This window comes from Rhizobacter sp. (genome assembly GCA_019635355.1).
Classification (GTDB): domain Bacteria; phylum Pseudomonadota; class Gammaproteobacteria; order Burkholderiales; family Burkholderiaceae_C; genus Rhizobacter.
Window position 1 is genome coordinate 962,910 of record JAHBZQ010000001.1, and the last position, 24,711, is coordinate 987,620.

Genomic DNA, 24,711 nt, shown 5'->3' on the forward strand with positions numbered 1-24,711 from the left:
ACCAATGAAGAAGATCCTGCCCCTGGCTTTGCTGGCCGCCTTCCCGCTTGCGGTGCAGGCGCAGTCCATCGACGATCTGCGGCGAGAGCAGCGTGCGCTCAAGGAGAAGGTCGACGCGCTGGAGAAGAAGCTGAAAGACGCAGAGACCAAACCCGCCTCCGGTGGCATGACCGAGGAGCAGCAGCGCGAGTTCAACCGCATCGCCATCAAGACCGAGGCGCTGGAAGACTCGCAGGAAGCCATGGGCTTTCGCCTGCTCAAGATCAGTGGGCAGATGGACCCGAGCTTCATCTACAACAAGCTGCAGCGGCGTTCGGGCTTCCAGTTCCTGAACAAGGTGGAAGACGGCGGCTACAACTACGACAACTCCTACTTCGGCATGGCCATCCTCGACTTCCAGAAAGAACTGGAAGGCGGGACCAAATGGCGCTTCACGCTCGCACCCAACCGTGGCGTGGGCTCGGTGTTCGATGGCAACTCGCCCATCCACGAGGCCACGGTCTCCATTCCGATCTCCGACCTGCAAACGCGCGCCATCGCGGGCCAGATCCCCGACTGGTCGGGCTATGAATACCTGCAGCCCACGCTCAACAAGCTGATCACCCACAACCTGCTGTTCGACTTCACGCTGCCCACCGCCTACACCGGCGCGGGCTTCGACATCACCCGCGGCAAGTGGATCTACAAGGCCGTGGTGGCCAACATGAACAAGAGCATGCGAGATCAGCGCGAGCGCTCGCCGGTGTTTGCCTACCGCATCGACTATTCGCGCGGGGAGTTCCAGGGCTTCGGCTTTGCAGGCGTACATGGCAAGGCAGCCAACTTCACCGAGAACATCGTCGATGTGTTTGGCGATCCGATTCCACAACGCGACTCAACCGTGCACCTCTTCGAGTTCGACGCCTACTTCATCCGCGGCGACTGGACCGCGCAGGCCCAGCTGAGCTTCGGCACGCAGCGCAAGGCCGCGATCACCGCCGACCCGGTGACCGGCGACCTGCGCGATGCACGCTGGTGGGGCATCTCGACCCTCGCCGCACACAAGTTCACGCCGCGCTTCGAAGGCATTGCACGCATGGACTTCATCAGCAACCGCAAGAACGGTGGCGGCTTGCTCGGCTACACCGCGTCTGACGACCGCAATGGCATCGGCCCGGGCTGGACCGACGACGGCACGGGCACCTGGACGCAGAACGACCCCGAGACAGGCACCAACCGCTATGCCCTCTCGCTCGGCGTGGGCTACCTCTTCAACCTCAACACCACGCTGAAGGCGGAGTACCGTCTCGACCGCGCCACCGAGGCCGTGTTCCTCGACGCCAAGAACGGTGGCTACAAGAAGACCAACCACCTGCTCGGCCTCGGCGTGGTGGTGAGCTTCTGAACTGAAATGCGAGGTCGACCGATGAACAGCCCCCTGCCCGACTGGCACGCCCGCGCCGCCGAGGTGCGGCTCGATGGCCGGGCGTTCATCGATGGCCAGCGCGTCGCAGCCGCTGATGGCGAAACCTTCGCCTGCGTCTCACCCATCGACGGCCGCACGCTCACGCAGGTCGCCCGGGGTCGCGCGGCCGATGTCGACCGCGCCGTCGCCAGCGCGCGCGAAGCTTTCGCCGATGGCCGCTGGGCGCGGCAGGCGCCGGCCGCACGCAAGCAGGTGCTGATCCGCTTCGCCGAGAAGATCCACGCCGCCCGCGACGAGCTGGCCCTGCTGGAAACACTCGACATGGGCAAGCCCATCCAGTACAGCCTGTCGGTCGACGTGGCGCTCGCGGTGCGCTGCATCAACTGGTATGGCGAGGCCGTCGACAAGGTCTACGACGAGATCGCGCCCACGCCGCACAACTCGCTGGCGCTCATCACGCGTGAGCCGATGGGCGTGATCGGCGCCATCGTGCCCTGGAACTACCCGATGATCATGGCCGCCTGGAAACTCGGGCCGGCGCTCGCGGCGGGCAACTCAGTGGTGTTGAAGCCCAGCGAGAAATCGCCGCTCACCGCATTGCGGCTGGCCGAGTTGGCCGTCGAGGCGGGCTTGCCGGAGGGGGTGTTCAACGTCGTGCCTGGCTACGGCCACGAGGCCGGCGAAGCGCTCGCGCTGCACAGGGAGGTCAATGCCATCGGCTTCACCGGCTCCACGCGCGTGGGCCGCAAGATGCTCGAGTACGCAAGCCGAAGCAACCTCAAGCGCGTCTACAACGAGCTCGGCGGCAAGTCGGCCTTCGTCGTCTTCCCCGACTTCGACGACCTCGAGCGCGCCGCCAAGACGGTGGCCGGCAGCATGTTCTTCAACCAGGGCGAGTCGTGCAATGCGCCCTCGCGCGTGTTCGTGCACGAGAGCATCGCCGACGAGTTCGTGAAGATCGTGGCGGGCACCGCTCCTGCTCATCAACCGGCCGATCCGCTCGACGCGAAGACCGAGATGGGCGCGCTCGTCGACGACACGCAGCTCAAGACCGTGCTCGGCTACATCGAGGCCGGCCGCAGCGAAGGCGCGAAGATCGTCGCGGGTGGCGAGCAGGCGCGCGCCGAGACCGGCGGCTTCTACGTGCAGCCCACCGTGTTCGATGGCGTGACCAACAGCATGAAGATCGCCCGCGAAGAGATCTTCGGCCCGGTGCTTTCGGTCATCCGCTTCAAGACCGAGGAAGAAGCCGTCGCGATGGCCAACGACTCCCCTTACGGTTTGCAGGCAAGCGTCTGGAGCAGCAACCTCAACCGCGCCCACCGCGTGGCCCGTGCGCTGCGCGCCGGCACCGTGCACGTGAACCAGTACGACGAAGACGACATCACCGTGCCCTTCGGCGGTTACAAGCAGAGCGGCAACGGGCGCGACAAGTCACTGCATGCGTTCGACAAGTACACCGAGTTGAAGACCACCTGGATCCGCATCGACGGCTGATGCCGCATCATCGCGGCCTCATGTCGCAGCGCCCACCCGTCCTCGCTTACCTCTTCCTCGCCAGCTCGATGGCGCTCGTGGGCAGCTATGTGGCGCTGTCGAAAACGCTGGTGCTGGTGTTCCCGGTCTTTCTGCTCGCGTGGCTGCGCTTCGGCATCGCGGCTGTTGCGATGGCCTCCTGGGTTCGGCGGGCGCCCGACGAGGCGCCGCTGAGCCGGCATGACCGCAGCCTGCTCTTCTTCGAATCCTTCTTCGGCAACTTCCTCTTCTCGGTGTGCATGCTCTTCGGCGTGTCGATGACCTCGGCACTCGCGGCGGGCGTGATCATGGCGGCCATTCCGGCGATGGTGGCGTTGATGTCATGGATGGCGCTGCGCGAGCGCATCAGCGCGCAGGTGGCTGCCGGCATCGGCTGCGCGGTAGGGGGCATCGCGCTCGTGTCGCTGGTCAAGCATGAAGGCGGCGGCAGCACCTCGCTGCTCGGCAATGTGCTGCTCTTCTGCGCCGTGGCCTGCGAGGCGAGCTACGTGGTGATCGGCAAGAAGCTCACCGGCCAGGTCTCGGCCAAGCGCATCAGCGCCCTCGTGAACCTGTGGGGCCTCGCGCTCGTCACGCCCTTCGGTGTGTGGCAGGCCATGCGCTTCGACTTCGGCGCGGTGGCGCTCCCCTCGTGGACGCTGCTCGTCTTCTACTCGCTGGCGGCGAGCATGGTCACCGTGTGGCTGTGGATGACCGGGCTCAAGCAGGTGCAGGCCTCGTCGGCCGGGGTGTTCACCGTTTTCCTGCCGGTGAGCACGGCGCTCGTGGGCGTGCTCTTCCTCGGCGAGCGTTTCGACGGGCTGCAGGTCGGCGCGTTTGCGCTCGCGCTGGTCGGCGTGGTGCTCGCGACCTGGCCGTCAGGCGGCGACGGAAACCGCCGCGCTGCGCCGGTGCGCGAGGTCTGACACACGCTGCGGCGCTTCCGCCTTGAGCGTGTGGTCCGACCACACCTGGCGCCACTTGCGCGCGCCGGGCGTGCCGTTCCAGAGGCCCAGCATGTGGCGCGACGCATGCGACCAAGGCACCCCGGCCGCCTGCAGGCGGCTCATGTAGGCGACCATGCGGGCCTCGGCATCGCTGCGGCTGAGCGCCTGCGGGGCTTCGCCGAAGTAGCGCTCGTCCCAGTCGGCCATGAGCCAGGGGTTGTGATAGGCCTCGCGGCCGAGCATCACGCCATCGAGGTGGGCGAGCTGCTCGTCGATCTGTTCGTTTGTCTGCACGCCACCGTTGAGCACGATCGTGAACGAGGGGAAGTCACGCTTGAGCTGGTGCACCACCTCGTAGCGCAGCGGCGGGATCTCACGGTTTTCCTTGGGCGACAGGCCCTTGAGCCAGGCGTTGCGCGCATGCACCACGAACACCTCGCAGCCCGCCTCGGCCACCGTGCCGATGAAGTCGCGCACGAAGGCATAACTTTCGCCCTGGTCGATGCCGATGCGGTGCTTCACCGTCACCGGGATCGTGACCGCATCGCGCATCGCCTTCACGCAGTCGGCCACGAGCTGCGGCTCGTTCATCAGGCAGGCACCGAAGGCGCCACGCTGCACACGCTCGCTCGGGCAGCCACAGTTGAGGTTGACCTCGTCGTAGCCCCACGATTGCGCAAGCTTCGCGCATTTCGCCAGGTCGTCGGGCTCGCTGCCCCCGAGCTGCAGTGCCACAGGGTGCTCTTCGGGGTTGAAGTCGAGGTGGCGGGGCACGTCGCCATGCAGCAGCGCGCCGGTGGTCACCATCTCGGTGTAGAGCCGGGTGTGGCGGGTGATCAGGCGGTGGAAGTAGCGGCAGTGCCGGTCCGTCCAGTCCATCATCGGGGCGACGGACAAGCGCCAGGGGGAAGTTGCGTGTGCGGCCATGCGAGCGTTTTCGCCAAGAGCGGCGCGAGGCGCGCATTTTCGCAGGAGTCGGCGCCGCCGCCCGCGAGCGCCCTGCCCCCGGGTTCGCAAGTGCATGAAACCTCACGCACCTGACGCGGGCATGGGTTCCCCAACGGCGCCATGCCCTGAGAGAGAATGTTTTGGCCCCGCCGATCCGGTGGGCGCTTCAGGGAGCCGGGGCTGTCGATGGCACAAACGCTTGCCGAAACTGCCGGGACGTCATGGCTGCTCGGGTCCATGAACCCCTACGCCGTGTACGCGCTCGTGGTTGGCGTGGCCATGCTGATCATCGCGGCCGCGCAATGGCTGGCCTCCTACGGCACCGACCGGCGCGCCCTGCGCCTCTTTTCGCTTCGCTACGCCCTGGCGGCGCTCGGGTGGTTCTTCGCGCACCCCGCGGCCCAGCCGGAGCAGGTGCCCTTCGTCTCGGCGCTGGTGGCCATCGTGCTGCTCACGCTCACCGTCTGGGCGCTCGACGAATACATCGGCCATGCCACGCGCCGCCGCCTCGCCTGGACCTGGGCGCTCGCAGCGGCTGCCGCAGGCGGGCTCTGGCTTTACCTGCAGTTCGACCGCGACAACCACCTGGCGGTCTACGTGGTCATGGCGGCGGCGATGTGCTGGTGCGCATGGCTGTGCTGGCGGGCGTCGCGCCGCGAGCCGGGCGTGGGCCATCTCTACATCGCGGTCGCCTTCGCCGCGTATCCGCTGACCTTGCTGGTGAGCCTCTTCCTGGCGCCGCTTGCGCGCCTGCGGCTCGACTTCGGCTACCTCGCCGCCCTGCCCGCGCTGGTGCTCGGCGTCACCATCCTGGTGGTGAGCCTGTTGCGCGCACGCAAGCGGGTGGAAGACGAGCTTGCGCTGCGCCAGCGGGCCGAAGCGGCGCTGCGCGACCTCAACGCAAGCCTGGAGCAGCGCGTGCAGGCCCGCACCGCGGAGCTGCAGGTCATCGTCGACGGCCTGGAAGCCTTCACCCGCAACGTGTCGCACGACCTGCGTGGGCCGCTCGCCGGCCTCTCGGGCCTGGCCCGCATCTCGGCCAAGGCGCTCGACGAAGGCGACCCGGCACGCGCCAAGGTGCTGGTGAACGCGATGGCCGATGAGGCCGGCAGGTTGCAGGCGATGGTGGGTGACCTGCTCACGCTCTCGAAGGTGGGTGGCAGCGACTTGCACCTTCACCCGCAGCCGCTGCGCAGCGTGGTCGACGCCGCCGTGCGCCAGCTCGAACGCACGCCCGAGGGCGCCGAGAGCCTGCACCGCGTGGCACTCGAGATCGACGAGCTGCCCACCACCCTGGCCGACCCCGAGCTGCTGGGCCAGGTGTTCGTCAACCTCATCGGCAACGCCGCCCGCTTCTCGGCCGCCCAGCACCGGGGCGGCGACCACGGCACCGTGCGGGTGGGCGCCGAGGCACGCGGCGATGAAACCGCGATCTACGTCGCCGACGACGGACCCGGCTTCGAGCCGGCCCGTGCCGAAGACCTCTTCAAGCCCTTCCGCCGCCTGCACGATGCACAGCTCTCGCACAACGGCATCGGCCTGTCGATCGTCAAGCGCATCGTGGAGCGGCACGGTGGCCGCGTCTGGGCCGAGACACGCCCGGGCGCCGGCGCGACTTTCTGGTTCACGCTCGGAAAGAACGCCGGCTCAGGAGCCAACGCCGCCCGCGATTTCAGTCCGACCCCGTGAGCTTCTCGGGGTTGAGCAGCTCGGCGAGGCGCTCACGTCCGAGGTCGGTCTTCTCGGCCGCCACGTCGAGGATGGGCCGGCCCTCGCGGTACGCCTGCTTGGCGATCTCGGCGGCACGCTCGTAGCCGATCAAGGGGTTGAGCGCCGTCACGAGGATGGGGTTGCGCGACAGGGCTTGCTGCAACTGGCGTTCGTTGACGGTGAAGGTGGCAATGGCCTTGTCGGCAAGCAGCCGGCTCGCGTTGGCCAGCAGCGTGCTGCTCTCCAGCAGGTTGTGGGCGATGAGCGGCAGCATCACGTTGAGTTCGAAGTTGCCCGACTGGCCGGCCACCGTGATGGCCGCATCGAGGCCGATCACCTGCGCCGCCACCATCGTGGTCGCCTCGGGGATGACCGGGTTCACCTTGCCCGGCATGATCGACGAGCCGGGCTGCAGCGCCTGCAACTCGATCTCGGCCAGGCCGGCGAGCGGGCCCGAGTTCATCCAGCGCAGGTCGTTGGCGATCTTCATCAGCGACACCGCCACCCGCTTGAAGCCGCCCGACACCGCCACCGCCGTGTCTTGCGAGCCCATCGCGGCAAAGAAGCTGTCGGCCGGGCGAAACGGCAGGCCGGTGAGCGTGCTCAGCTCGGCCGCGAACGCCTGCGAGAACTGCGGATGCGCGTTGACCCCGGTGCCCACCGCGGTGCCACCTTGCGCGAGCTGCAGCAGCGCCGGCTGCAGCCCTCGCAGTTGCTCGGCGCCGGCCTCCACCTGATGCGCCCAGCCTTGCAGCACCTGGCTCATGCGCACCGGCATCGCGTCCATCAGGTGCGTGCGGCCGGTCTTCACATGCCGGTGCACGCTGGCCGATTTGCGGCGCGTCACCTGCGCCAGATGCTCGAGCGCGGGCAGCAGGTGGCGGTGCAGCTCGAGCGCAGCGCTCAAGTGCAGCGCCGTCGGGATCGCGTCGTTGCTGCTCTGCCCGGCGTTCACGTGGTCGTTGGGGTGGATGGGCTCGCCGTGCGCGCGGCTCGCGAGCGTGGCGATCACCTCGTTCGCATTCATGTTGCTGCTGGTGCCCGAGCCGGTCTGGAACACGTCGACCGGGAAATGCGTGCGCAACTCGTCGTCGGGCATGCCGAGCAGCTGCTGGCAGGCCGCATCGATCGCCGCCGCGATGGGCCCGGGCACCTGAGCCAGCTTCCGATTGGCCAGCGCGGCCGCCTGCTTGACGAGCACCAGCGCGCGGATGAATGCAGGTGGCATGCCCTGCCCGCTCACGGGAAAGTTGTCGACCGCGCGCTGCGTCTGCGCGCCATAGAGCGCCTCGGCCGGCACGGCCAGGGCGCCCATGCTGTCGTGCTCGGTGCGGGTGGGGTTGGGGGTGCTCACGGGCGGCTCCTTGGAAGGCGACACCCGTGAACCGTATCAGGTAGGCCGCTGCAAACGGCCGCCCGATACCGCTGTGCCCGGCGTGGTCTTGAAGAGCCACCGGCCGGGCCCTTGCGCAGCGAAGGGCTTCCATGCGCCGGGCTTCTGCGCGAGGCGATCGGCCACCACGTAGAGCGCAAGCGGGTTCATGCCCAGGCCGAAGTGGCTGGCGTGGATGCCGATGTTCTCGGTCAGCGGCGATTCTTCGTTCAGGCTGCAGCGCCACGACACCACGCCGTCGGTGCGCGAATACACCGAGGTGGTGGGCACCGGCGGCGCCTGGCGCACCTGGTCGATCAGCGGGTCGGCTTCGCTCAGCTTGTGGCCGCTCAGAAACTCATACAGGCGCCAGGCATTGTTGGCGCGTGGGTGGCCGCTGAAGGGCGTGCCGAGCGTGATGACGCAGCGTGTCTGCTGCGGCAGCTCCTTGGCGATCTCGCGCGCGTAGATGCCGCCCAGGCTCCAGCCGACGAGGCTCAGCGCTTCGCCATGCTTCTGCACGATCGACTCGGCGCGCTCGCGGCAGCGTTCCAGCACGCCTTCGCGCGGTCCGAGGTTGAAGCCCTGCTCCCATTCGTATGGCGTGTAGCCGCGCGAGCGCAGGAAGGTGCGCAGCGGAAAGGTGGTGAGGTCGGGCGCGCTCAGGCCGGGGAAGACGAGCACCGGATGGCCGTCGCCGGCCGGCAGCCGGTTGAAAAGCGGCGCGGCGGCCACGCTGGCCGCGAGTTCCCACGGCGCGCGCCCTTCCATCAACAACAGCAAGGCATTGGGCGCCTTGGGGTCGGCGGGATGAGGGTCGTTGGGCTGCATCAGGAAATGGGAGGCGTGGTCGCGTTGCGACCATCGTACCCAGCCCACGTGTCGGTTGCGTGAGGCAGCGCCTCTAGTCGCGTTGGGGGTTTGGCCTTAACGCAGATCGCGCAGCGGATGGGCGTGAGCCGGCCAGGGGCTTGCGAAGAACGGCGTCACCATCGCGGCGTCGACGGCCTCGATCGCCGCTGGCTGCCAGCGTGGCTGGTGGTCCTTGTCGACGGCGAGCGCGCGAATGCCCTCCACCGTCTCGCTCGCCGCGCCGGGGCGCAGGTGGAAACAGTGGCGCACGAGGGCACGCTCCATGCGCAGCTCGTCGGCGAGCGCCATCGTGCGCGCCCGTCGCACCTGCTCCAGCGTGACAGCCAGCATCAGGGGCGAACGCTGGCGCAGCGCCTTCAGCGTGTCGACTGCCCAGGGGCTGCCGTCGGCGGCCAACGAGGCGACGATGTCGGCGGTGGAGGCAGCGGCGAAATGCCGGTCGATCGTGTCGCGGTGAGTGCCCAGGCTGGCCGCACCGGCCGGCCGAGCCCGCGCGCGCACCGCCGAGAGCACCTGGGCGCCGTTGTCCATCGGCTGATCGGCGAGCGATTCCATCAGCATCGGCAGCTCCGCCGAGGGCATGAACACATCGGCGAGGCCGACGTCGATGGCATCGCCCGCACCGACGACGTGCCCCGTGAGCGCCAGGTACTCGCCGAGGTACCCCGGGCAGCGCGCGAGGAACCAGCCACCGCCCACATCGGGGAAGAGGCCGATGTTGGTTTCGGGCATGGCGAGCTTGCTGTGCTCGGTGACCACGCGCAGGCTGCAGCCCTGGGCGAGGCCCATGCCACCGCCCATGGTGATGCCGTCCATCAGCACCACGGTCGGCTTGCCGTAGGTGTGGATCAGGTGGTTGAGGCTGTATTCCTCGGTGAAGAAATCTTCGAGCGTCGGGTCGCCGGCCAGTACAGCCTGGTGGAAGAAGCGGATGTCGCCGCCCGCGCAGAAGGCCGGAGCCTTACCCTCGCGGCCGGCGCCGCGCAGCAGCACCGCGCTCACGTTGTCGTCATGGCGCCACCGCAGCAGTGCCGCGGTGATCTCACGGATCATCGGGAGCGACAGTGCATTGAGTGCCGAGGGCCGGTTCAGCGTGATCACGCCAAGTTGGCCTCGCAGCTCCGCGAGGACGGTGTTGTCGCTCATGCTCGTTCCTTCGACACACTGGGTGGCGACGACCGCATCGCCACCAACTCGTTGGCCACCAGGGCACCGATCACGAGCGCCCCGCCGGTGAGCGCCGTCGTGCCCGGCGCTTCACCCGCGCCCCACCATGCCCACAGTACGCCGAAGATCACTTCCAGCAGGCCCAGCAGCGAGAGCTCGGGCGCCGGCAGCACGCGGCTCAGCCGCACGACCAGCAGGCAGGGAATGGCGAGCTGCACGACACCCAGCATGCCGAGCAACGCCACGTCATGCGGGGTGGCCTTGAATGGGAAGGCCAGCGGCAGCGTCACGAGCGAGGAAATCACCGCGCCGATCAGCACGGCGGGCAACATGTCGTGCGCCTCGTCGTTGCCGTGGTTCACGTGCTGGAGCACCGTCCAGTTGATGGCCGCCGCCACCGGCACGGCAAACGCCACCGCGATGCCCGCCAAGGCGCCTGCCTCCTGGGCCGAGGCCCCCTGGCTGAACATCCACCCGATGCCGCCGCCTGCCACCACGATGGCAGCCCAGGTGCGGGGCGCGAGCTTGTGGTGCAGGAAGAGGCGCGCGAAGAGCGCGGTGATGAGCGGCCCGAGCGCCATCGTCACGAGCACGTTGGCCACGCGGGTCAGCGTGAGCGCCACCATGAAGGCGGTGAACATCACCGACCAGCACAGCCCCGACACCCACACCGGCCACGGAGAACGCACCAGCCCCCGCCACAGCGCCGGCCCACGCATCCAGTGCAGCGCGATGCCCAGCCCGAGCGCGTTGAACGCACTGCGCCAGAAGGTGACTTCGAAACTGGCCGCCGCATCGAGGTGGCGGGTAACGACGCCGGCGATGCTCCACAGGAGCGTCACCAGCACCATCAAAGCCGCGGCGCGGCCGTGCGTCAACGCCATCAGGCCGCTTCGCGCGAGGCCCTCTTGCGCTCGTGTTCCTTGAGGTGGCGCTTGCGCACGCGGATCGACTTGGGCGTGATTTCGACCAGCTCGTCGTCGTCGATGAATTCCACGCCGTATTCCAGCGTGAGGTCGATCGGCGGCGTGATCTTGATCGCGTCTTCCTTGCCCGACACGCGGAAGTTGGTGAGCTGCTTCGTGCGGGTAGCGTTCACGACGAGGTCGTTGTCGCGGTTGTGGATGCCGACGATCATGCCTTCGTACACCGGGTCGTTCGCCTTCACGAACATGCGGCCGCGGTCGTCGAGCTTGCCGAGCGCGTAGGTGAAGATTTCACCGTCGTCCATCGAGATCAGCACGCCGTTCTTGCGGCCACCGATGTCGCCCTTGTGCGGCTCGTAGCCGTCGAAGATGTTGCTGATGAGGCCGGAACCGCGGGTCAGGTTCATGAACTCGTTGCTGAAGCCAATGAGGCCCCGCGCGGGGATGCGGTACTCGAGGCGCACGCGGCCCCGGCCGTCCGGCTCCATGTTGACCATCTCGCCCTTGCGCTCGCCCAGCGCCTGCATCACGCCGCCCTGGTGCTGCTCTTCCACGTCGGCGGTCACGAGTTCGATCGGCTCGCACTTCACGCCGTCGATGTCCTTGAAGACGACGCGCGGCTTGCTCACGGCCAGCTCGTAGCCTTCGCGGCGCATGTTTTCCAGCAGGATGGTGAGGTGCAGTTCGCCGCGGCCCGAGACTTCGAAGATGCCGTCTTCGTCGGTCTCTTTCACGCGCAGGGCCACGTTGTGCTGCAGTTCCTTCTGCAGGCGGTCCCAGATCTGGCGGCTCGTCACGTACTTGCCTTCGCGGCCGGCCAGCGGGCTGGTGTTGACGCAGAAGTTCATCGTGAGCGTGGGCTCGTCGACCTTCAGCATGGGCAGCGGGGCCGGGTCGGTGGGGCTGGTGACGGTGACGCCGATGCCGATGTCTTCGATGCCGTTGATCAGCACGATGTCGCCGGGGCCGGCTTCGGTGGTCTGCATGCGATCCAGGCCCTGGAAGGTCAGCACCTGGTTGATGCGGCCCTTGGTGGCCTTGCCGTCCGGGCCTTCCATCACGAGCACGTCCATCGCTGGCTTCAAGGTGCCCTGGCTGATGCGGCCCACGCCGATGCGGCCGACGAAGCTCGAGAAGTCTAGCGCCGAGATCTGCAGCTGCAGCGGCGCGCTGGGGTCCCCGGCATTCGGCGGCACGTGCTTCAGGATCGTGTCGAAGAGCGCCGACATGTCAGGGCCCCACTGCTCGCCGGGAGCGCCTTCCGTCAGCGACGACCAGCCGTTGATGCCCGAGGCGTAGACGACGGGGAAGTCGAGCTGCTCATCGCTCGCGCCCAGCTTGTCGAAGAGGTCGAAGGCAGCGTTGATCACGGCGTCGGGCTTGGCGCCGGGCTTGTCGACCTTGTTCACGACAACGATGGGCTTCAGGCCGAGGGCCAGCGCCTTCTTGGTCACGAAGCGCGTCTGCGGCATCGGACCTTCCTGGGCATCGATCAACAGCACCACACCATCGACCATCGACAGCGCACGCTCGACCTCGCCGCCGAAGTCGGCGTGACCCGGGGTGTCGACGATGTTGATGTGCGTGCCCTGCCAGCTCACGGCGCAGTTCTTCGCCAGGATGGTGATGCCACGTTCGCGTTCGATGGCGTTGTTGTCCATCACGGTGTCGACCACTTTTTCGTGCTCGGCGAAGGTGCCCGACTGGCGAAGCAGCTGGTCCACCATGGTGGTTTTGCCATGGTCGACGTGGGCGATGATGGCGATGTTGCGGATCTGTCTTGTCATGTGAAGCTCTCTTGCGCAGGATGGGTGTTGAGGAGGCCCTGCACCTCCAGCGGACTCAAGAGCCGCGTTGAAATCAGTTCACCGGCGATGATGTGGCCGCTGCCCAGGAAGGCCTGGGGCTGCGGGCCGTAGACACGCACCTGCCGGGTGTCGGCGAGCGGCGTGCGGCGACGCACACCGCTCAAAAATCGGCCGGCGTCTTCGTCGTTCAGGCGCACCAGCGGGCAATCGGCCAAGAGCGTGTCGGCGGGTTGCAGCAGCGCGTCGCGCTCGGCTTCGGTCTGGGCCGCCAATTGTTCCAGGGTCACGGCGCCCGTGAGCGCCAGCGGGCCGCTGCCGGTGCGTCGCAATGCGGACAAATGCGCGCCGCAGCCGAGCGCCTCGCCGATGTCTTCAGCGAGCGTGCGGATGTAGGTGCCCTTGCTGCAGCGGACGTCGATCACAAGGCGGTCATGCTGCCAGTCGAGGATGTCGATGCTGTGAATCGTGACGGTTCGGGCTTCGCGCTCGACTTCCTGGCCGGCGCGGGCGTATTCGTAGAGGGCCTTGCCCTCGTGCTTGAGCGCCGAGTGCATCGGCGGCACCTGCTGGATGACGCCGGTGAAACGGCAGCAGGCGGCGTCGATCTGTTCACGGGTGACCGCGACGTCGCGGGTCTTCGTGACCTCGCCTTCAGCGTCGGCCGTCGTCGTGGTTTCACCCAGCTTCAGCGTGGCGGTGTAGCGCTTGTCGGCGTCGAGGCTCACCTGCGAGAACTTGGTGGCCGCCCCGAAGCACAACGGCAACAGGCCGGTGGCCAGCGGGTCGAGCGTGCCGGTGTGGCCCGCTTTCTCGGCGCGGTAAAGGCGCTTGGCTTTCTGCAACGCGTCGTTGCTCGACAGGCCGAGCGGCTTGTCGAGCAGCAGCACGCCGTGGACGGCGCGCTTGGGCGTGCGGACGCGTTGCGCTTGCATGTCAGTCTTCTTTGGCCCGCGTGGAATTGGCCTGCTGGATCAGCGCACTGAGCTCGGCGGCACGCTCGGTGGTGCGGTCGAACTGGAAATGCAAGGTCGGCACCGTGTGAATCTGCAGGCGCTTAAAGAGGCCGTTGCGCAGGAAGCCCGCGGCCTCGTTGAGCGCGGCTTCGCACTCGGCCACGTCACCCACCAGCACCGAGAAGAACACCTTGGCGTGCGCATAGTCGGGCGACACCTCCACGGCCTGCAGCGTGACCATGCCGATGCGCGGGTCCTTCAGCTCGCGGATCAGCTCCGACAGATCGCGCTGGATCTGGTCGGCGATGCGGAAACCGCGGTTGGGAATGGATCGTTTGTGTCGCATGGGGGTACTCCTTTGCCGGGCCCCTCAAAAACAAACCCCGCCTTGTTGCGGGCGGGGTTTGCGTTCGAGGCCAACTCCGCGCCTTATAGCGTTCGGGCAACCTCTTTCAACTCGAAGAACTCGAGCTGGTCGCCTTCCTTGATGTCGTTGTAGTTCTTGAGCTTGATACCGCACTCAAACCCAGCCGCCACCTCACGCACGTCGTCCTTGATGCGGCGCACCGATTCGACTTCGCCTGTGTAGACCACCACGTTCTCGCGCAGCAGGCGGAAGCGCGCGTTGCGGCGCACCACACCAGCCGTGACCATCGAGCCCGCCACCGTGCCGATCTTGGAGGCCACGAACACCGTGCGGATCTCGGCCGTGCCGATGACTTCTTCGCGCTGCTCAGGGGCCAGCATGCCGGTCATCGCTGCCTTCACGTCGTCCACGGCGTCGTAGATGATGTTGTAGTAGCGGATGTCGACACCGTTGTGCTCGGCCAGCTTGCGCGCGCCGGCATCGGCACGTGTGTTGAAGCCGATGAGCACCGCCTTCGAAGCGATCGCGAGGTTGATGTCGGACTCGCTGATGCCACCCACGGCGGCGTGCACGATCTGCACCTTGACCTCGCTGGTCGACAGCTTGAGCAGCGACTGCGCCAGTGCTTCCTGCGAGCCCTGCACGTCGGCCTTGATGATGAGCGGCAGGGTCTGCGCCTGGCCTTCGCCCATGTTCTCGAACATGTTCTCGAGCTTGGCGGCCTGCTGCTTGGCGAGCTTGACGTCGCGGTACTTGCCCTGGCGGAAGGTCGCGATTTCGCGCGCACGGCGCTCGTCGCTCAGCACCATGAACTCGTCACCCGCTTGCGGCACGTCGGTCAGGCCCTGGATCTCGACCGGCAGCGACGGACCGGCTTCGGTCGCGTTCTTGCCGTTTTCGTCCAGCATGGCGCGCACGCGGCCGTAGGTCGAACCAGCCAGCACCACGTCGCCACGCTTGAGCGTGCCCGACTGCACCAGCACGGTGGCCACCGGGCCGCGGCCCTTGTCGAGCTGGGCTTCGATGACGAGGCCCTTGGCCGGGGCGTCCTTGGCCGCCTTGAGTTCGAGCACTTCGGCTTGCAGCAGCACCTGCTCGAGCAGAGCGTCGATGCCCTGGCCGGTCTTGGCCGACACGGGCACGAAAGGCGAATCACCACCGAACTCTTCCGGCACCACCTCTTCGGCCACGAGCTCGCTCTTCACGCGCTCTGGGTTGGCTTCGGGCTTGTCGATCTTGTTCATGGCCACGACGATGGGCACGCCCGCCGCCTTGGCATGGTGGATGGCTTCCTTCGTCTGCGGCATCACGCCGTCGTCGGCTGCCACCACCAGGATGACGATGTCGGTGGCCTTGGCGCCACGGGCACGCATGGCGGTGAACGCCGCGTGGCCCGGGGTGTCGAGGAAGGTGATCATGCCGCGCGGCGTGTCGACGTGGTACGCGCCGATGTGCTGCGTGATACCACCCGCTTCGCCTGCGGCGACACGGGCACGGCGGATGTAGTCGAGCAGCGAGGTCTTGCCATGGTCGACGTGGCCCATGACGGTCACCACCGGCGCGCGCGCCAGCTGCTCGTATTGCGCCTCGACCGCTTCCTCTTCCAGGAAGGCGTCGGGGTCATCGAGCTTGGCGGCAAACGCCTTGTGGCCCATTTCCTCCACGAGGATCATGGCCGTCTCCTGGTCGAGCTGCTGGTTGATGGTGACCATCTGGCCCAGCTTCATCATCTGCTTGATAACCTCGGACGCCTTGACCGACATCTTGTGGGCCAGGTCGGCCACGCTGATGGTCTCGGGCACGTGCACTTCCTGCACCTGCTGCTCGACCGGCGCGACGAAGGTCGACTGGCCGGAATCACCCCGGTCGCCGCGACGGCCGCTGCGCGGTGCGCGCCAGCCCGGGCGGGCGCTGGCACCAGCCGGTGCATCGCTGCGACCCTTGACTGCGCCACGCTTCTTGGCGGCGTCGTCGGCCCAGCTGGACGAGAGCTTTTCCGATTTGACGGACTTCTTGTCGCCTGGCTTGGCGGCAGCACCCGGTGCCGGCGCCGCGCCAGGGGCTGCGGTCGGCTTGTGGATGGTGCCCTTGATGCCTTCCTTGGTCGCTTCAGGCTTCGGCTCCGGCGGCTTGGCCTGCAGCACCCTCTTGGGCGCGTTCATCATCGCGCGGATCGCCATCGCCTCGTCCTCGGCGGCCTTGCGGCGCTTGGCGAGGTCTTCTGCGCGCTTCTTTTCCTCGTCCACCACGTCGGCGGCCTTGACCACGCGCAGCGCGGGCTTGGCCGGCTCGGCCGGAGCGGCCGGTGCCGGGGCTGGCGCAGGCTCGGGAGCCGGAGCCGCCTTGCCCGCGGCGGCAGTCGCCTTGGCGGCCTCGGCCGCTTCGGCCGCAGCCTTGGCGGCCGCTTCGGCCGCCTCGCGGGCACGCTGCTCAGCAGCTTCACGCTCGCGCTGCTCCTGCTCTTCACGCAGACGGCGCTTTTCGGCAAGCTCGGCTTCCTGGCGGCGCAGCAGCTCGGCCTGGGCGTCGGCCTCGGCCTGCCGGCGGGCAAGTTCTTCCTCGCTCACCACGGGTGCGGCCGGCTCCTCGGGAGCAGCCTCGTCGCGTTTGACGAAGGTGCGCTTCTTGCGCACTTCGACCTGGATGGTGCGCGCCTTGCCGCTGGCATCGGCCTGCTTGATCTCGCTCGTCGACTTGCGGGTGAGCGTGATCTTCTTGCGCTCGGCGCCGGCCGTGCCGTGCGAGGTGCGCAGGAAGTCGAGCAACCGCTCCTTGTCGGATTCGGTCAGCGCGTCTTCGGTCGATTTCTTGGCGACGCCGGCCGATTGGAGCTGCTCGAGCAGCGCCGCGGCAGAGCGGTTCAGCTCGGCGGCCAACTGGGCAACGGTGGTCACAGCCATTTGTGGAATTCCTTGCGTGGGTCTTGCGGTGCTGCTGCGGTCGGTGGGCGGACGGGCGTTCGAGGCGATCAGGTGGTGAACCAGTGTTCACGAGCCTTCATGATCAGCGCCTTGGCTTCGTCTTCGCCCACACCGGTCATGTCGGTGAGTTCGTCGACGGCCAGATCGGCCAGGTCGTCGCGGGTGTGCACACCCCCGTCGGCGAGTTTGGCGATGAGCTGCGGCGTGAGGCCATCGAGGTCTTTCAGGTTCTGAGAGACGTCGTCGACCTTCTCTTCGCGCACGATCTCCATCGTGAGCAGCGCATCCTTGGCACGGGTGCGCAGCTCGTTGACGGTGTCTTCGTCGAAGCCTTCGATTTCCAGCATTTCCTGCATGGGCACGTAGGCCACTTCTTCCAGGCTGCTGAAACCCTCGGCGATGAGGATGTCGGCCACCTCGGCATCGACGTCGAGCTTCTCGACGAAGAGCGTGCGCACGGCATCGCTCTCTTCGTTCTGCTTCGCCTGCGACTCTTCGGCGGTCATGATGTTGATGCGCCAGCCGGTCATCTCGGACGCGAGGCGCACGTTCTGGCCGCCGCGGCCGATGGCGATGGCGAGGTTTTCCTCGTCGACCACCACGTCCATCGCATGGCGTTCTTCGTCCACCACGATCGACTGCACGTTGGCCGGGGCCAGCGCACCGATCACGAATTGGGCTGGGTCTTCCGACCACAGCACGATGTCGACACGTTCGCCGGCGAGTTCATTGGTCACGGCATTGACGCGCGAGCCGCGCACGCCGACACAGGTGCCGATGGGGTCGACGCGCTTGTCGTGCGAGATCACGGCGATCTTGGCGCGTGAGCCGGGGTCGCGGGCGCAGCTCTTGATCTCGAGCAGACCTTGTTCGATCTCGGGCACTTCCTGGCCGAAGAGTTCGATCATGAAACCGGGCGCGCTGCGCGACAGCATGATCTGCGGGCCACGCAGCGTCGGGTCGACGCCGGTGATGAAGGCACGCACGCGGTCGCCCGAACGGAGGTTTTCCTTCGGGATCATTTCGCTGCGCTTCAAGCGGCCTTCGACGCGGCCCGATTCGACGATGATGTCGCCCTTGTCGAGACGCTTGACAGTGCCGACGAAGATCTTCTCGCCGCGGGCGAGGAAGTCGTTCAGCAGCTGTTCGCGCTCGGCGTCGCGGATCTTCTGCAGGATCACCTGCTTGGCCGCCTGTGCACCGATGCGGCCGATGGTCACCGACTCGACCGGCTCTTCGATGTAGTCGTCGACCTCGATGTCGGGGATCTGCTCCTGCGCTTCAAAGAGCAGTATCTCGGAGTCGGGGAGTTGCAGGCCGGCTTCGTTGGGCACCACATGCCAACGGCGGAAGGTCTCGTAGTCGCCGCTCTCTCGATCGATGGTGACGCGGATGTCCACCTCGCCGCCATGCAGCTTCTTGCTGGCAGAGGCCAGGGCCGCCTCGACGGCGTTGAACACGACTTCGCGATCCACGCTCTTTTCGCGCGAGATGGCATCCACCAGCATCAGCAGTTCACGATTCATTGCTTGTGATCTCCGTCTACTTCATCAGCCGTCGCCGGGTTGCCCACGTCGGATTCAGCGGCCGGCAGGAAACGCCGGCCCTTGAAGTCCAGTTGGGGCACCAGGCGGGCCTCCTTTACTTCTTGGAGCGAAAAATCCAGGGCGGTCTCGGTCTTGCCGTCGAGGAAGACCAGACGCCAGCCTTCTGGCAGGGCTTCGAGCGTGCCCTTGTAGTGCTTGCGGCCCTTGAACGCGACCTTCAAGGCCAGGTCGATTTCCTGGCCCACGAAACGCTCGTAGTCGGCCTGCTTCTTCAGCGGCCGGTCGAGGCCGGGCGACGACACTTCCAGCCGCTCATAGGCACAGCCCTCGACCTCGAGCACATGCTGCAACTGGCGCGTGACCTTCTCGCAGTCTTCGACGACGATGAACTCACCCGCGGGATCGTTGACCACCCGATCGATGTAGACGCGCAGCAGCCCCTTGGCGCTGCGTTCGCAGTCCACGAGCTCGTAACCGAGACCGGTCACGGTACTTTCAACAACGGCTTGCCAGTTCAACTTGCGTCAGCGTTCAGGGTCAAAGGCTTCAAAAAGCGCGAAGCAAAAAAAAAGGGCTGGAAGAATCCGCCCATGCAGTTTTCTTGCGAAAAGCGCATTGTAGCGGGCAGTGCAGTTACCGGCAAGACCTTGGGTTGTCAAGTCTGCAGGTTTTGCAGGGCTGCCAAGGAGTTGTCGAGTTCGTGCGGCCCGGGTGGCAGGCCCGGCCTGCGTGCCAGAATCGCGCCCTGACTTTTTCTCAACAGTGCGGAGACAGCATGGGATTCCTGGCCGGCAAACGTTTCTTGATCACCGGAGTGCTCAACAACCGCTCCATCGCCTTTGGGATCGCCCGCGCCTGCCACCGCGAAGGTGCCGAGCTGGCCTTCAGCTACGTCGGCGATCGTTTCAAGGAGCGCGTGACCGAGTACGCCGCCGAATTCGGCTCAAAGCTGGTGTTCGACTGCGACGTGGGCAACGACGAGCAGATCGAGTCGACGTTCAAGGGGCTCGCCGACGCATGGGGCCAGTACGACGGCTTCGTGCACTCCATCGGCTTCGCCCCGCGTGAAGCCATCGCCGGCAACTTCCTCGACGGCCTCTCCCGCGAGAACTACCGCATCGCCCACGACATCTCGGCCTACAGTTTCCCGGCGATGGCAAAGGCCGCCCTGCCGCACCTGCGCCCCGGAGCCGCCTTGCTGACGCTCACCTACCTCGGCGCCGTGCGCTACGTGCCCAACTACAACACCATGGGCCTGGCCAAGGCGTCGCTCGAGTCGAGCGTGCGCTACCTCGCGCAGGCGCTCGGCGACAAAGGCATCCGGGTCAACGGCATCTCGGCCGGCCCGATCAAGACGCTCGCCGCTTCGGGCATCAAGGACTTCGGCAAGCTGCAAGCCGAGTTCGCCGCTGCGGCGCCGATCCGCCGCAACATCACGATCGACGACGTGGGCAACGCAGCCGCTTTCCTGCTGTCGGACCTGGCCGCCGGCATCAGCGCCGAAATCACCTATGTCGACGGTGGGTTCAGCCAGGTGATGGGCGGCGGCGAAGGCTGATCAGAGTTCGTCCAGCGCCCGCGAGGCTCCGGCCAGCGCGGGCGACTGCTTGGCCACGATCACGTACACCGGGATCGACGCCAGGTAGTCTCGGTAGCGGCCCTTCTGCTCGAAGGCCGCACGGAAGCCCGAGCGCGCGATGCGCTCGCCACCGAGCCGCGGCAGGATGCCGCCGCCAACGTAAACGCCGCCCAGCGCGCCCAGTGACAACGCCAGGTTGCCGGCCACCGTGCCCAGCATGCTCAGGAAGAGCGCGAGGGACTCCACCGCCTGCGTGTTGCTGCCGTTGACCGCCGCATCGCTGACCTCAGCGGCCGTCTGCAGAGACGCATCGACCCCATCGATCCCGCACAAGGCCTGGTACAGGTTGACGAGCCCCGGCCCCGACAAGGCCCGCTCTGCGGAGGCGTGGCCGAAACGATCGCGCAGGGCGCGTGTCACCGCCTCTTCCCGATCGTTGGTCGGCGACAGCGTCACATGCCCGCCCTCGCCCATGATCGGTACCAGCCCGCCCCCACGGGGTGCCGGCAGCAGGCCCGACACGCCGAGCCCCGTCCCGGGCCCGAGCAAGGCCACCGGCGCACCCGCCTTCGGCTGGCCACCGCCCACCTGCACCAGGTCCTCTGCGGGCAGGCTTGGCAAAGACAAGGCGAGCGCGGTGAAGTCATTGATGACCAGCAACCGCTTCACCCCGAGCGCCAGCTCCAGGGCCGAGATCGAGAACGACCAATGGTGGTTGGTCATCTTCACCTCGTCGCCCACCAGCGGCGTGGCAATGCCGATGCTGCACGAATGCGGCACGGGCTTGCCCTGCTCCTTCAGGTAGTGCTGCAGCGCGGCGAGCAACGACGGGTGATCCTTGCACGGGTAGGTGCAGACCGACTCGATCGGCCGGCCCGCGGCGGCTTGCCAGGCAAAACGGGCATTCGTGCCGCCGACATCGCCCAGCAGGCGGGGGTAGGAAGACTCACTCATCTCGCACGCAGTCCACGTAGTAGCAATGGGTGCCGGCATCGCCGTCTTCCTCGACGAGCCCGTGCACGTCGGTGTCGAAGCCCGGGAACTGAGCATTGAACGCGCGGGTGAAGCGCAGGTAGTCGACGATCTTGCTATTGAAACGCTCACCCGGAATGAGCAGCGGAATGCCCGGCGGGTACGGCGTGACGAGCGAGGCGGTGATGCGCCCTTCCAGATCGTCGATCGCCACCCGTTCGGTCTGGCCGTGGGCGATGCGCGCGAAGGCATCGCTCGGCTTCATCGCCGGGTGCAGGTTCGACAGGTACATCTCCGTCGTGAGGCGTGCGATGTCACTCTTGGCATAGGCCTCGTGAATGGCCTGGCTCAGGTCTTTCAGGCCCATGCGCTCGTAGCGCGGATGCTGCGCCACGAATTCGGGCAACACGCGCCACAGCGGCGCGTTCCTGTCGTAGTCGTCCTTGAACTGCTGCAGCGCGGTCAGCAGCGTGTTCCAGCGGCCCTTGGTGATGCCGATGGTGAACATGATGAAGAACGAGTACAGGCCCGTCTTCTCGACCACCACGCCGTGTTCGGCGAGGAACTTGGTGACGATGCTCGCCGGAATGCCCGTCTTGGCGAACTTGCCCGACATGTCGAGCCCCGGCGTGATGATGGTGCTCTTGATTGGGTCGAGCATGTTGAAGTCGTCGGCCAGGTCGCCGAAACCATGCCACTTCTCGCCGGCCTTGAGCATCCAGTCGTCGCTCTTGCCGATGCCCGAGTTCACGAGCTTCTCCGGGCCCCAGACCTTGAACCACCAGTCCTTGCCGTATTCCTTGTCGACCTTGCGCATGGCGCGCCGGAAGTCGAGCGCCTCCTGAATGCTCTCTTCCACCAGCGCATGGCCACCGGGCGCTTCCATCATCGCCGCCGCCACGTCGCAGCTCGCGATGATCGCGTACTGCGGGCTGGTGGAGCTGTGCATGAGGTACGCCTCGTTGAAGAGGTGGCGGTTGAGCTTGCGGGTCTGTGAGTCCTGCACCAGCACCTGCGAGGCCTGGCTGATGCCGGCGAGCAGCTTGTGCGTCGACTGGGTGGCGAACACCAGCTGGTCTTTCGGACGCTGGCGCGCACGCCCCATCGCGTGATAGGTGCTGTAGAAGGTGTGGAAGGCCGCATGCGGCAGCCAGGCCTCGTCGAAGTGCAGCGTGTCGATGTAGCCGTCGAGCGAATGCTTGATGATCTCGGTGTTGTAGAGCACACCGTCATACGTGCTCTGCGTGAGCGTGAGAATGCGTGGCTTGACCTTCTTCGGGTCGACACCGGCGAGCAGCGGGTTGGCGGCGATCTTCTGCTGGATGGCTTCCTTCGAAAACTCGCTCTCCGGAATCGGGCCGATGATCCCGTAGTGGTTGCGCGTGGGCCGCAGGAACACCGGCACCGCGCCCGTCATGATGATCGCGTGCAGGATGGACTTGTGGCAATTGCGGTCGACCACCACCACATCGCCCGGCGCCACCGCGTGGTGCCACACCATCTTGTTGCTGGTGCTGGTGCCGTTGGTCACGAAGAAGCAGTGGTCGGCGTTGAAGATGCGCGCTGCGTTGCGCTCGCTCGCGGCGATGGGGCCGGTGTGGTCGAGCAGCTGGCCCAGCTCGTCGACGCTGTTGCACACGTCGGCGCGCAGCATGTTCTCGCCGAAGAACTGGTGAAACATCTGGCCGACCGGGCTCTTGAGGAATGCCACGCCACCCGAGTGGCCCGGGCAGTGCCACGAGTACGAACCGTCCTGTGCGTAGTCGACCAGCGCCCGGAAGAACGGCGGGGCCAGCCCGTCGAGATACGACTTCGCCTCGCGGATGATGTGGCGCGCCACGAACTCCGGCGTGTCCTCGAACATATGGATGAAGCCGTGCAGCTCGCGCAGCACGTCGTTGGGCAGGTGCTGCGACGTGCGCGTCTCGCCATACAGATAGATCGGGATCTCGGCGTTCTTGAAGCGGATCTCCTGGATGAACTTGCGCAGGTTCAGCACTGCGGGGTCGAGTTCCGGGCCGCCGGCGAACTCTTCGTCGTCGATCGACAGGATGAAGGCGCTGGCCCGGCTCTGCTGCTGCGCGAACTGCGCGAGGTCGCCGTAGCTCGTGGCGCCCAGCACCTCGAAGCCCTCTTTCTCGATGGCCTGCGCGAGCGCCCTGATGCCGAGGCCGGAGGTGTTCTCGGACCGGTAGTCCTCGTCGATGATCACGATGGGAAAACGAAAGCGCAGCATGGCAACCCCGGGGCAGGCAACTTGGAAAAGCGCGAAGTGTAGAACCAGGATGCGACGGGAATACACTGCCCCGTCAACAACCTTCATGGAGGAGGAATGGACCTTTCAACGGCAACGTTCTGGTGGGTCTTGGCCGGTGTGGCCGTGGCCGCCGAGCTGACCACCGGCACCTTCTACCTCTTGATGATCGCGCTGGGTCTGGCGGCGGGCGCCGTGTCTGCGCACCTCGGCCTGTCGGCAAGCCTGCAGATCACGGTTGCAGCCGTCGTCGCCGGTGGCGCCACCGCGCTGTGGCACTGGCGGCGCATGAAACTTCCGAGGTCAGCCCCGGTGGCCGAGAACCGCGACGTCAACCTCGACATCGGGGAGCGCGTGCAGGTCGACGCCTGGGGCAGCGACCGCACCACGCGCGTCAGCTATCGCGGCACGCTCTGGACCGCCCGCCTGCTGCCCGACAGCCCTGCCCTCCCCGGCCCGCATCTCGTCAAGGCCGTCGAAGGCAACTGGCTGGTGCTGGCCCCCGCTTCATCCCACTGAGAAGGCTCTCGCACATGGAAATCGCCCTCATCCTGGCGGTCATCGCCGTCATCTTCATCGTCCGCACCTTCAAGATCGTGCCGCAGCAGCACGCCTGGGTCGTCGAACGGCTCGGCAAATACGACCGCACGCTCACGCCGGGCCTCAAGTTCGTCGTGCCTTTCATCGAGCGTGTGGCCTACAAGCACTCACTCAAGGAAGTGCCGCTCGACGTGCCGAGCCAGGTCTGCATCACGCGCGACAACACCCAGCTCCAGGTCGACGGGATCATCTATTTCCAGGTGACCGACCCGATGCGCGCGAGCTACGGGTCGAGCAACTACATCATGGCCATCACCCAGCTCGCGCAGACGCTCCTGCGCTCGGTGATCGGCAAGATGGAACTCGACAAGACCTTCGAGGAGCGCGACGCGATCAACTCCTCGGTGGTTAACGCGCTCGACGAGGCCGCCGCCAACTGGGGCGTGAAGGTGCTGCGCTACGAGATCAAAGACCTGACGCCGCCCGCCGAGATCCTGCGCGCGATGCAGGCGCAGATCACCGCCGAGCGCGAGAAGCGTGCACTGATCGCAGCCTCCGAGGGCCGCAAGCAGGAGCAGATCAACATCGCGACAGGCGAACGCGAGGCCTTCATCGCCCGCTCCGAAGGCCAGCGCCAGGCCGACATCAACCAGGCCCAAGGTGAAGCCGCCGCCATCGTGGCCGTGGCCGACGCGACGGCCGATGCCATCCGCAAGGTGGCGCAGGCGATCCAGTCGCCCGGCGGCGAGCAGGCGGTGCAGCTCAAGGTGGCCGAAAAAGCAGTCGAGGCCTTTGCCCAGCTCGCCCAGAAGAACAACACGATGATCGTGCCGGGCAACATGAGCGAAGTCGCCGCGTTGATCTCGACGTCGATGGCGCTCATCAAGCAGAAGACGCCCGTTTGAGT

General features: G+C 66.7%; 20 protein-coding genes. 7 read left to right on the plus strand and 13 right to left on the minus strand.

Annotated features, from left to right (window positions below):
- Window positions 1-4 precede the first annotated feature (4 nt).
- From KF892_04280 to KF892_04290, 3 genes are read left to right on the plus strand one after another with little or no spacing between them, the layout of a single operon-like run.
- Window positions 5-1,384: a DUF3138 family protein gene (locus KF892_04280; GenBank protein ID MBX3624211.1), complete on the plus strand. Its 1,380-nt coding sequence runs from the start codon at window positions 5-7 to the stop codon at window positions 1,382-1,384.
- Between the two features lie 21 nt (window positions 1,385-1,405).
- Window positions 1,406-2,902, plus strand: a complete 1,497-nt coding sequence (locus KF892_04285; protein ID MBX3624212.1) for an aldehyde dehydrogenase — start codon at window positions 1,406-1,408, stop codon at window positions 2,900-2,902.
- Window positions 2,903-2,922: 20 nt separating this feature from the next.
- Window positions 2,923-3,846, plus strand: coding sequence for a DMT family transporter (locus KF892_04290; GenBank protein MBX3624213.1), 924 nt, complete (start codon window positions 2,923-2,925; stop codon window positions 3,844-3,846).
- Here the strand turns inward: KF892_04290 and dusA are convergent.
- Window positions 3,799-4,794, minus strand: a complete 996-nt coding sequence (dusA, locus tag KF892_04295) for a tRNA dihydrouridine(20/20a) synthase DusA (GenBank protein MBX3624214.1) — start codon at window positions 4,792-4,794, stop codon at window positions 3,799-3,801. The two genes, KF892_04290 and dusA, sit on opposite strands and share 48 nt — an antisense overlap.
- Window positions 4,795-5,052: 258 nt before the next feature.
- Between dusA and KF892_04300 the strand changes: the two genes are divergently transcribed.
- Window positions 5,053-6,504: a HAMP domain-containing histidine kinase gene (locus KF892_04300; protein MBX3624215.1), complete on the plus strand. Its 1,452-nt coding sequence runs from the start codon at window positions 5,053-5,055 to the stop codon at window positions 6,502-6,504.
- Here KF892_04300 and KF892_04305 read toward each other — a convergent pair.
- The 10 genes from KF892_04305 to rimP form a co-directional block, all read right to left on the minus strand.
- A complete protein-coding gene (locus tag KF892_04305) occupies window positions 6,488-7,840 on the minus strand; it encodes a class II fumarate hydratase (GenBank protein ID MBX3624216.1) in 1,353 nt (450 codons plus the stop codon). The two genes, KF892_04300 and KF892_04305, sit on opposite strands and share 17 nt — an antisense overlap.
- Before the next feature lie 75 nt (window positions 7,841-7,915).
- Window positions 7,916-8,728 (minus strand): alpha/beta hydrolase, encoded by an 813-nt coding sequence (locus KF892_04310; protein MBX3624217.1) that lies wholly within the window; start codon window positions 8,726-8,728, stop codon window positions 7,916-7,918.
- 96 nt (window positions 8,729-8,824) lie between these two features.
- Window positions 8,825-9,916: an enoyl-CoA hydratase/isomerase family protein gene (locus KF892_04315; protein ID MBX3624218.1), complete on the minus strand. Its 1,092-nt coding sequence runs from the start codon at window positions 9,914-9,916 to the stop codon at window positions 8,825-8,827.
- Window positions 9,913-10,821, minus strand: a complete 909-nt coding sequence (locus KF892_04320) for a DMT family transporter (GenBank protein ID MBX3624219.1) — start codon at window positions 10,819-10,821, stop codon at window positions 9,913-9,915. Before KF892_04320 ends, KF892_04315 begins: the two co-directional genes overlap by 4 nt.
- On the minus strand, window positions 10,821-12,650 hold the full coding sequence (typA, locus tag KF892_04325; protein MBX3624220.1) for a translational GTPase TypA: 1,830 nt from the start codon (window positions 12,648-12,650) through the stop codon (window positions 10,821-10,823). The genes KF892_04320 and typA overlap by 1 nt, the downstream gene beginning before the upstream one ends.
- Complete coding sequence (gene truB, locus KF892_04330; protein ID MBX3624221.1) at window positions 12,647-13,603, minus strand: tRNA pseudouridine(55) synthase TruB; 957 nt, start codon at window positions 13,601-13,603, stop codon at window positions 12,647-12,649. The genes typA and truB overlap by 4 nt, the downstream gene beginning before the upstream one ends.
- 1 nt (window position 13,604) lies before the next feature.
- Entirely contained in the window at window positions 13,605-13,970 is a 366-nt protein-coding gene (gene rbfA / locus KF892_04335; GenBank protein ID MBX3624222.1) for a 30S ribosome-binding factor RbfA, read from the minus strand.
- Window positions 13,971-14,053: 83 nt separating this feature from the next.
- Entirely contained in the window at window positions 14,054-16,891 is a 2,838-nt protein-coding gene (gene infB, locus KF892_04340) for a translation initiation factor IF-2 (GenBank protein ID MBX3624223.1), read from the minus strand.
- Window positions 16,892-16,959: 68 nt separating this feature from the next.
- A complete protein-coding gene (nusA, locus tag KF892_04345; protein ID MBX3624224.1) occupies window positions 16,960-18,438 on the minus strand; it encodes a transcription termination/antitermination protein NusA in 1,479 nt (492 codons plus the stop codon).
- Complete coding sequence (rimP, locus tag KF892_04350) at window positions 18,435-18,977, minus strand: ribosome maturation factor RimP (GenBank protein MBX3624225.1); 543 nt, start codon at window positions 18,975-18,977, stop codon at window positions 18,435-18,437. The genes nusA and rimP overlap by 4 nt, the downstream gene beginning before the upstream one ends.
- Before the next feature lie 257 nt (window positions 18,978-19,234).
- Here rimP and fabI point away from each other — a divergent pair, with 257 nt between their 5' ends.
- Window positions 19,235-20,017, plus strand: a complete 783-nt coding sequence (fabI, locus tag KF892_04355; protein ID MBX3624226.1) for an enoyl-ACP reductase FabI — start codon at window positions 19,235-19,237, stop codon at window positions 20,015-20,017.
- On the opposite strand, the gene glk is transcribed toward fabI, so the two are convergent.
- Together glk and KF892_04365 are read right to left on the minus strand one after the other, a co-directional pair.
- Entirely contained in the window at window positions 20,018-20,992 is a 975-nt protein-coding gene (glk, locus tag KF892_04360) for a glucokinase (protein MBX3624227.1), read from the minus strand. It lies immediately after the preceding gene.
- Window positions 20,985-23,246: an arginine/lysine/ornithine decarboxylase gene (locus KF892_04365; protein MBX3624228.1), complete on the minus strand. Its 2,262-nt coding sequence runs from the start codon at window positions 23,244-23,246 to the stop codon at window positions 20,985-20,987. Before KF892_04365 ends, glk begins: the two co-directional genes overlap by 8 nt.
- Before the next feature lie 96 nt (window positions 23,247-23,342).
- On the opposite strand from KF892_04365, the gene KF892_04370 reads away from it, so the two are divergent.
- Together KF892_04370 and KF892_04375 are read left to right on the plus strand one after the other, a co-directional pair.
- Window positions 23,343-23,783, plus strand: a complete 441-nt coding sequence (locus KF892_04370) for an NfeD family protein (GenBank protein MBX3624229.1) — start codon at window positions 23,343-23,345, stop codon at window positions 23,781-23,783.
- 14 nt (window positions 23,784-23,797) lie between these two features.
- Window positions 23,798-24,709, plus strand: coding sequence for a paraslipin (locus KF892_04375; protein ID MBX3624230.1), 912 nt, complete (start codon window positions 23,798-23,800; stop codon window positions 24,707-24,709).
- Window positions 24,710-24,711 lie beyond the last annotated feature (2 nt).

Coding starts and splice junctions, on each gene's coding strand:
- KF892_04280 (MBX3624211.1), top strand. CDS start 5: ATGAAGAAGATCCTGCCCCTGGCTTTGCTGGCCGCCTTCCCGCTTGCG.
- KF892_04285 (MBX3624212.1), top strand. CDS start 1,406: ATGAACAGCCCCCTGCCCGACTGGCACGCCCGCGCCGCCGAGGTGCGG.
- KF892_04290 (MBX3624213.1), top strand. CDS start 2,923: ATGTCGCAGCGCCCACCCGTCCTCGCTTACCTCTTCCTCGCCAGCTCG.
- dusA (MBX3624214.1), bottom strand. CDS start 4,794: ATGGCCGCACACGCAACTTCCCCCTGGCGCTTGTCCGTCGCCCCGATG.
- KF892_04300 (MBX3624215.1), top strand. CDS start 5,053: ATGAACCCCTACGCCGTGTACGCGCTCGTGGTTGGCGTGGCCATGCTG.
- KF892_04305 (MBX3624216.1), bottom strand. CDS start 7,840: ATGGGCGCCCTGGCCGTGCCGGCCGAGGCGCTCTATGGCGCGCAGACG.
- KF892_04310 (MBX3624217.1), bottom strand. CDS start 8,728: ATGCAGCCCAACGACCCTCATCCCGCCGACCCCAAGGCGCCCAATGCC.
- KF892_04315 (MBX3624218.1), bottom strand. CDS start 9,916: ATGAGCGACAACACCGTCCTCGCGGAGCTGCGAGGCCAACTTGGCGTG.
- KF892_04320 (MBX3624219.1), bottom strand. CDS start 10,821: ATGGCGTTGACGCACGGCCGCGCCGCGGCTTTGATGGTGCTGGTGACG.
- typA (MBX3624220.1), bottom strand. CDS start 12,650: ATGACAAGACAGATCCGCAACATCGCCATCATCGCCCACGTCGACCAT.
- truB (MBX3624221.1), bottom strand. CDS start 13,603: ATGCAAGCGCAACGCGTCCGCACGCCCAAGCGCGCCGTCCACGGCGTG.
- rbfA (MBX3624222.1), bottom strand. CDS start 13,970: ATGCGACACAAACGATCCATTCCCAACCGCGGTTTCCGCATCGCCGAC.
- infB (MBX3624223.1), bottom strand. CDS start 16,891: ATGGCTGTGACCACCGTTGCCCAGTTGGCCGCCGAGCTGAACCGCTCT.
- nusA (MBX3624224.1), bottom strand. CDS start 18,438: ATGAATCGTGAACTGCTGATGCTGGTGGATGCCATCTCGCGCGAAAAG.
- fabI (MBX3624226.1), top strand. CDS start 19,235: ATGGGATTCCTGGCCGGCAAACGTTTCTTGATCACCGGAGTGCTCAAC.
- glk (MBX3624227.1), bottom strand. CDS start 20,992: ATGAGTGAGTCTTCCTACCCCCGCCTGCTGGGCGATGTCGGCGGCACG.
- KF892_04365 (MBX3624228.1), bottom strand. CDS start 23,246: ATGCTGCGCTTTCGTTTTCCCATCGTGATCATCGACGAGGACTACCGG.
- KF892_04370 (MBX3624229.1), top strand. CDS start 23,343: ATGGACCTTTCAACGGCAACGTTCTGGTGGGTCTTGGCCGGTGTGGCC.
- KF892_04375 (MBX3624230.1), top strand. CDS start 23,798: ATGGAAATCGCCCTCATCCTGGCGGTCATCGCCGTCATCTTCATCGTC.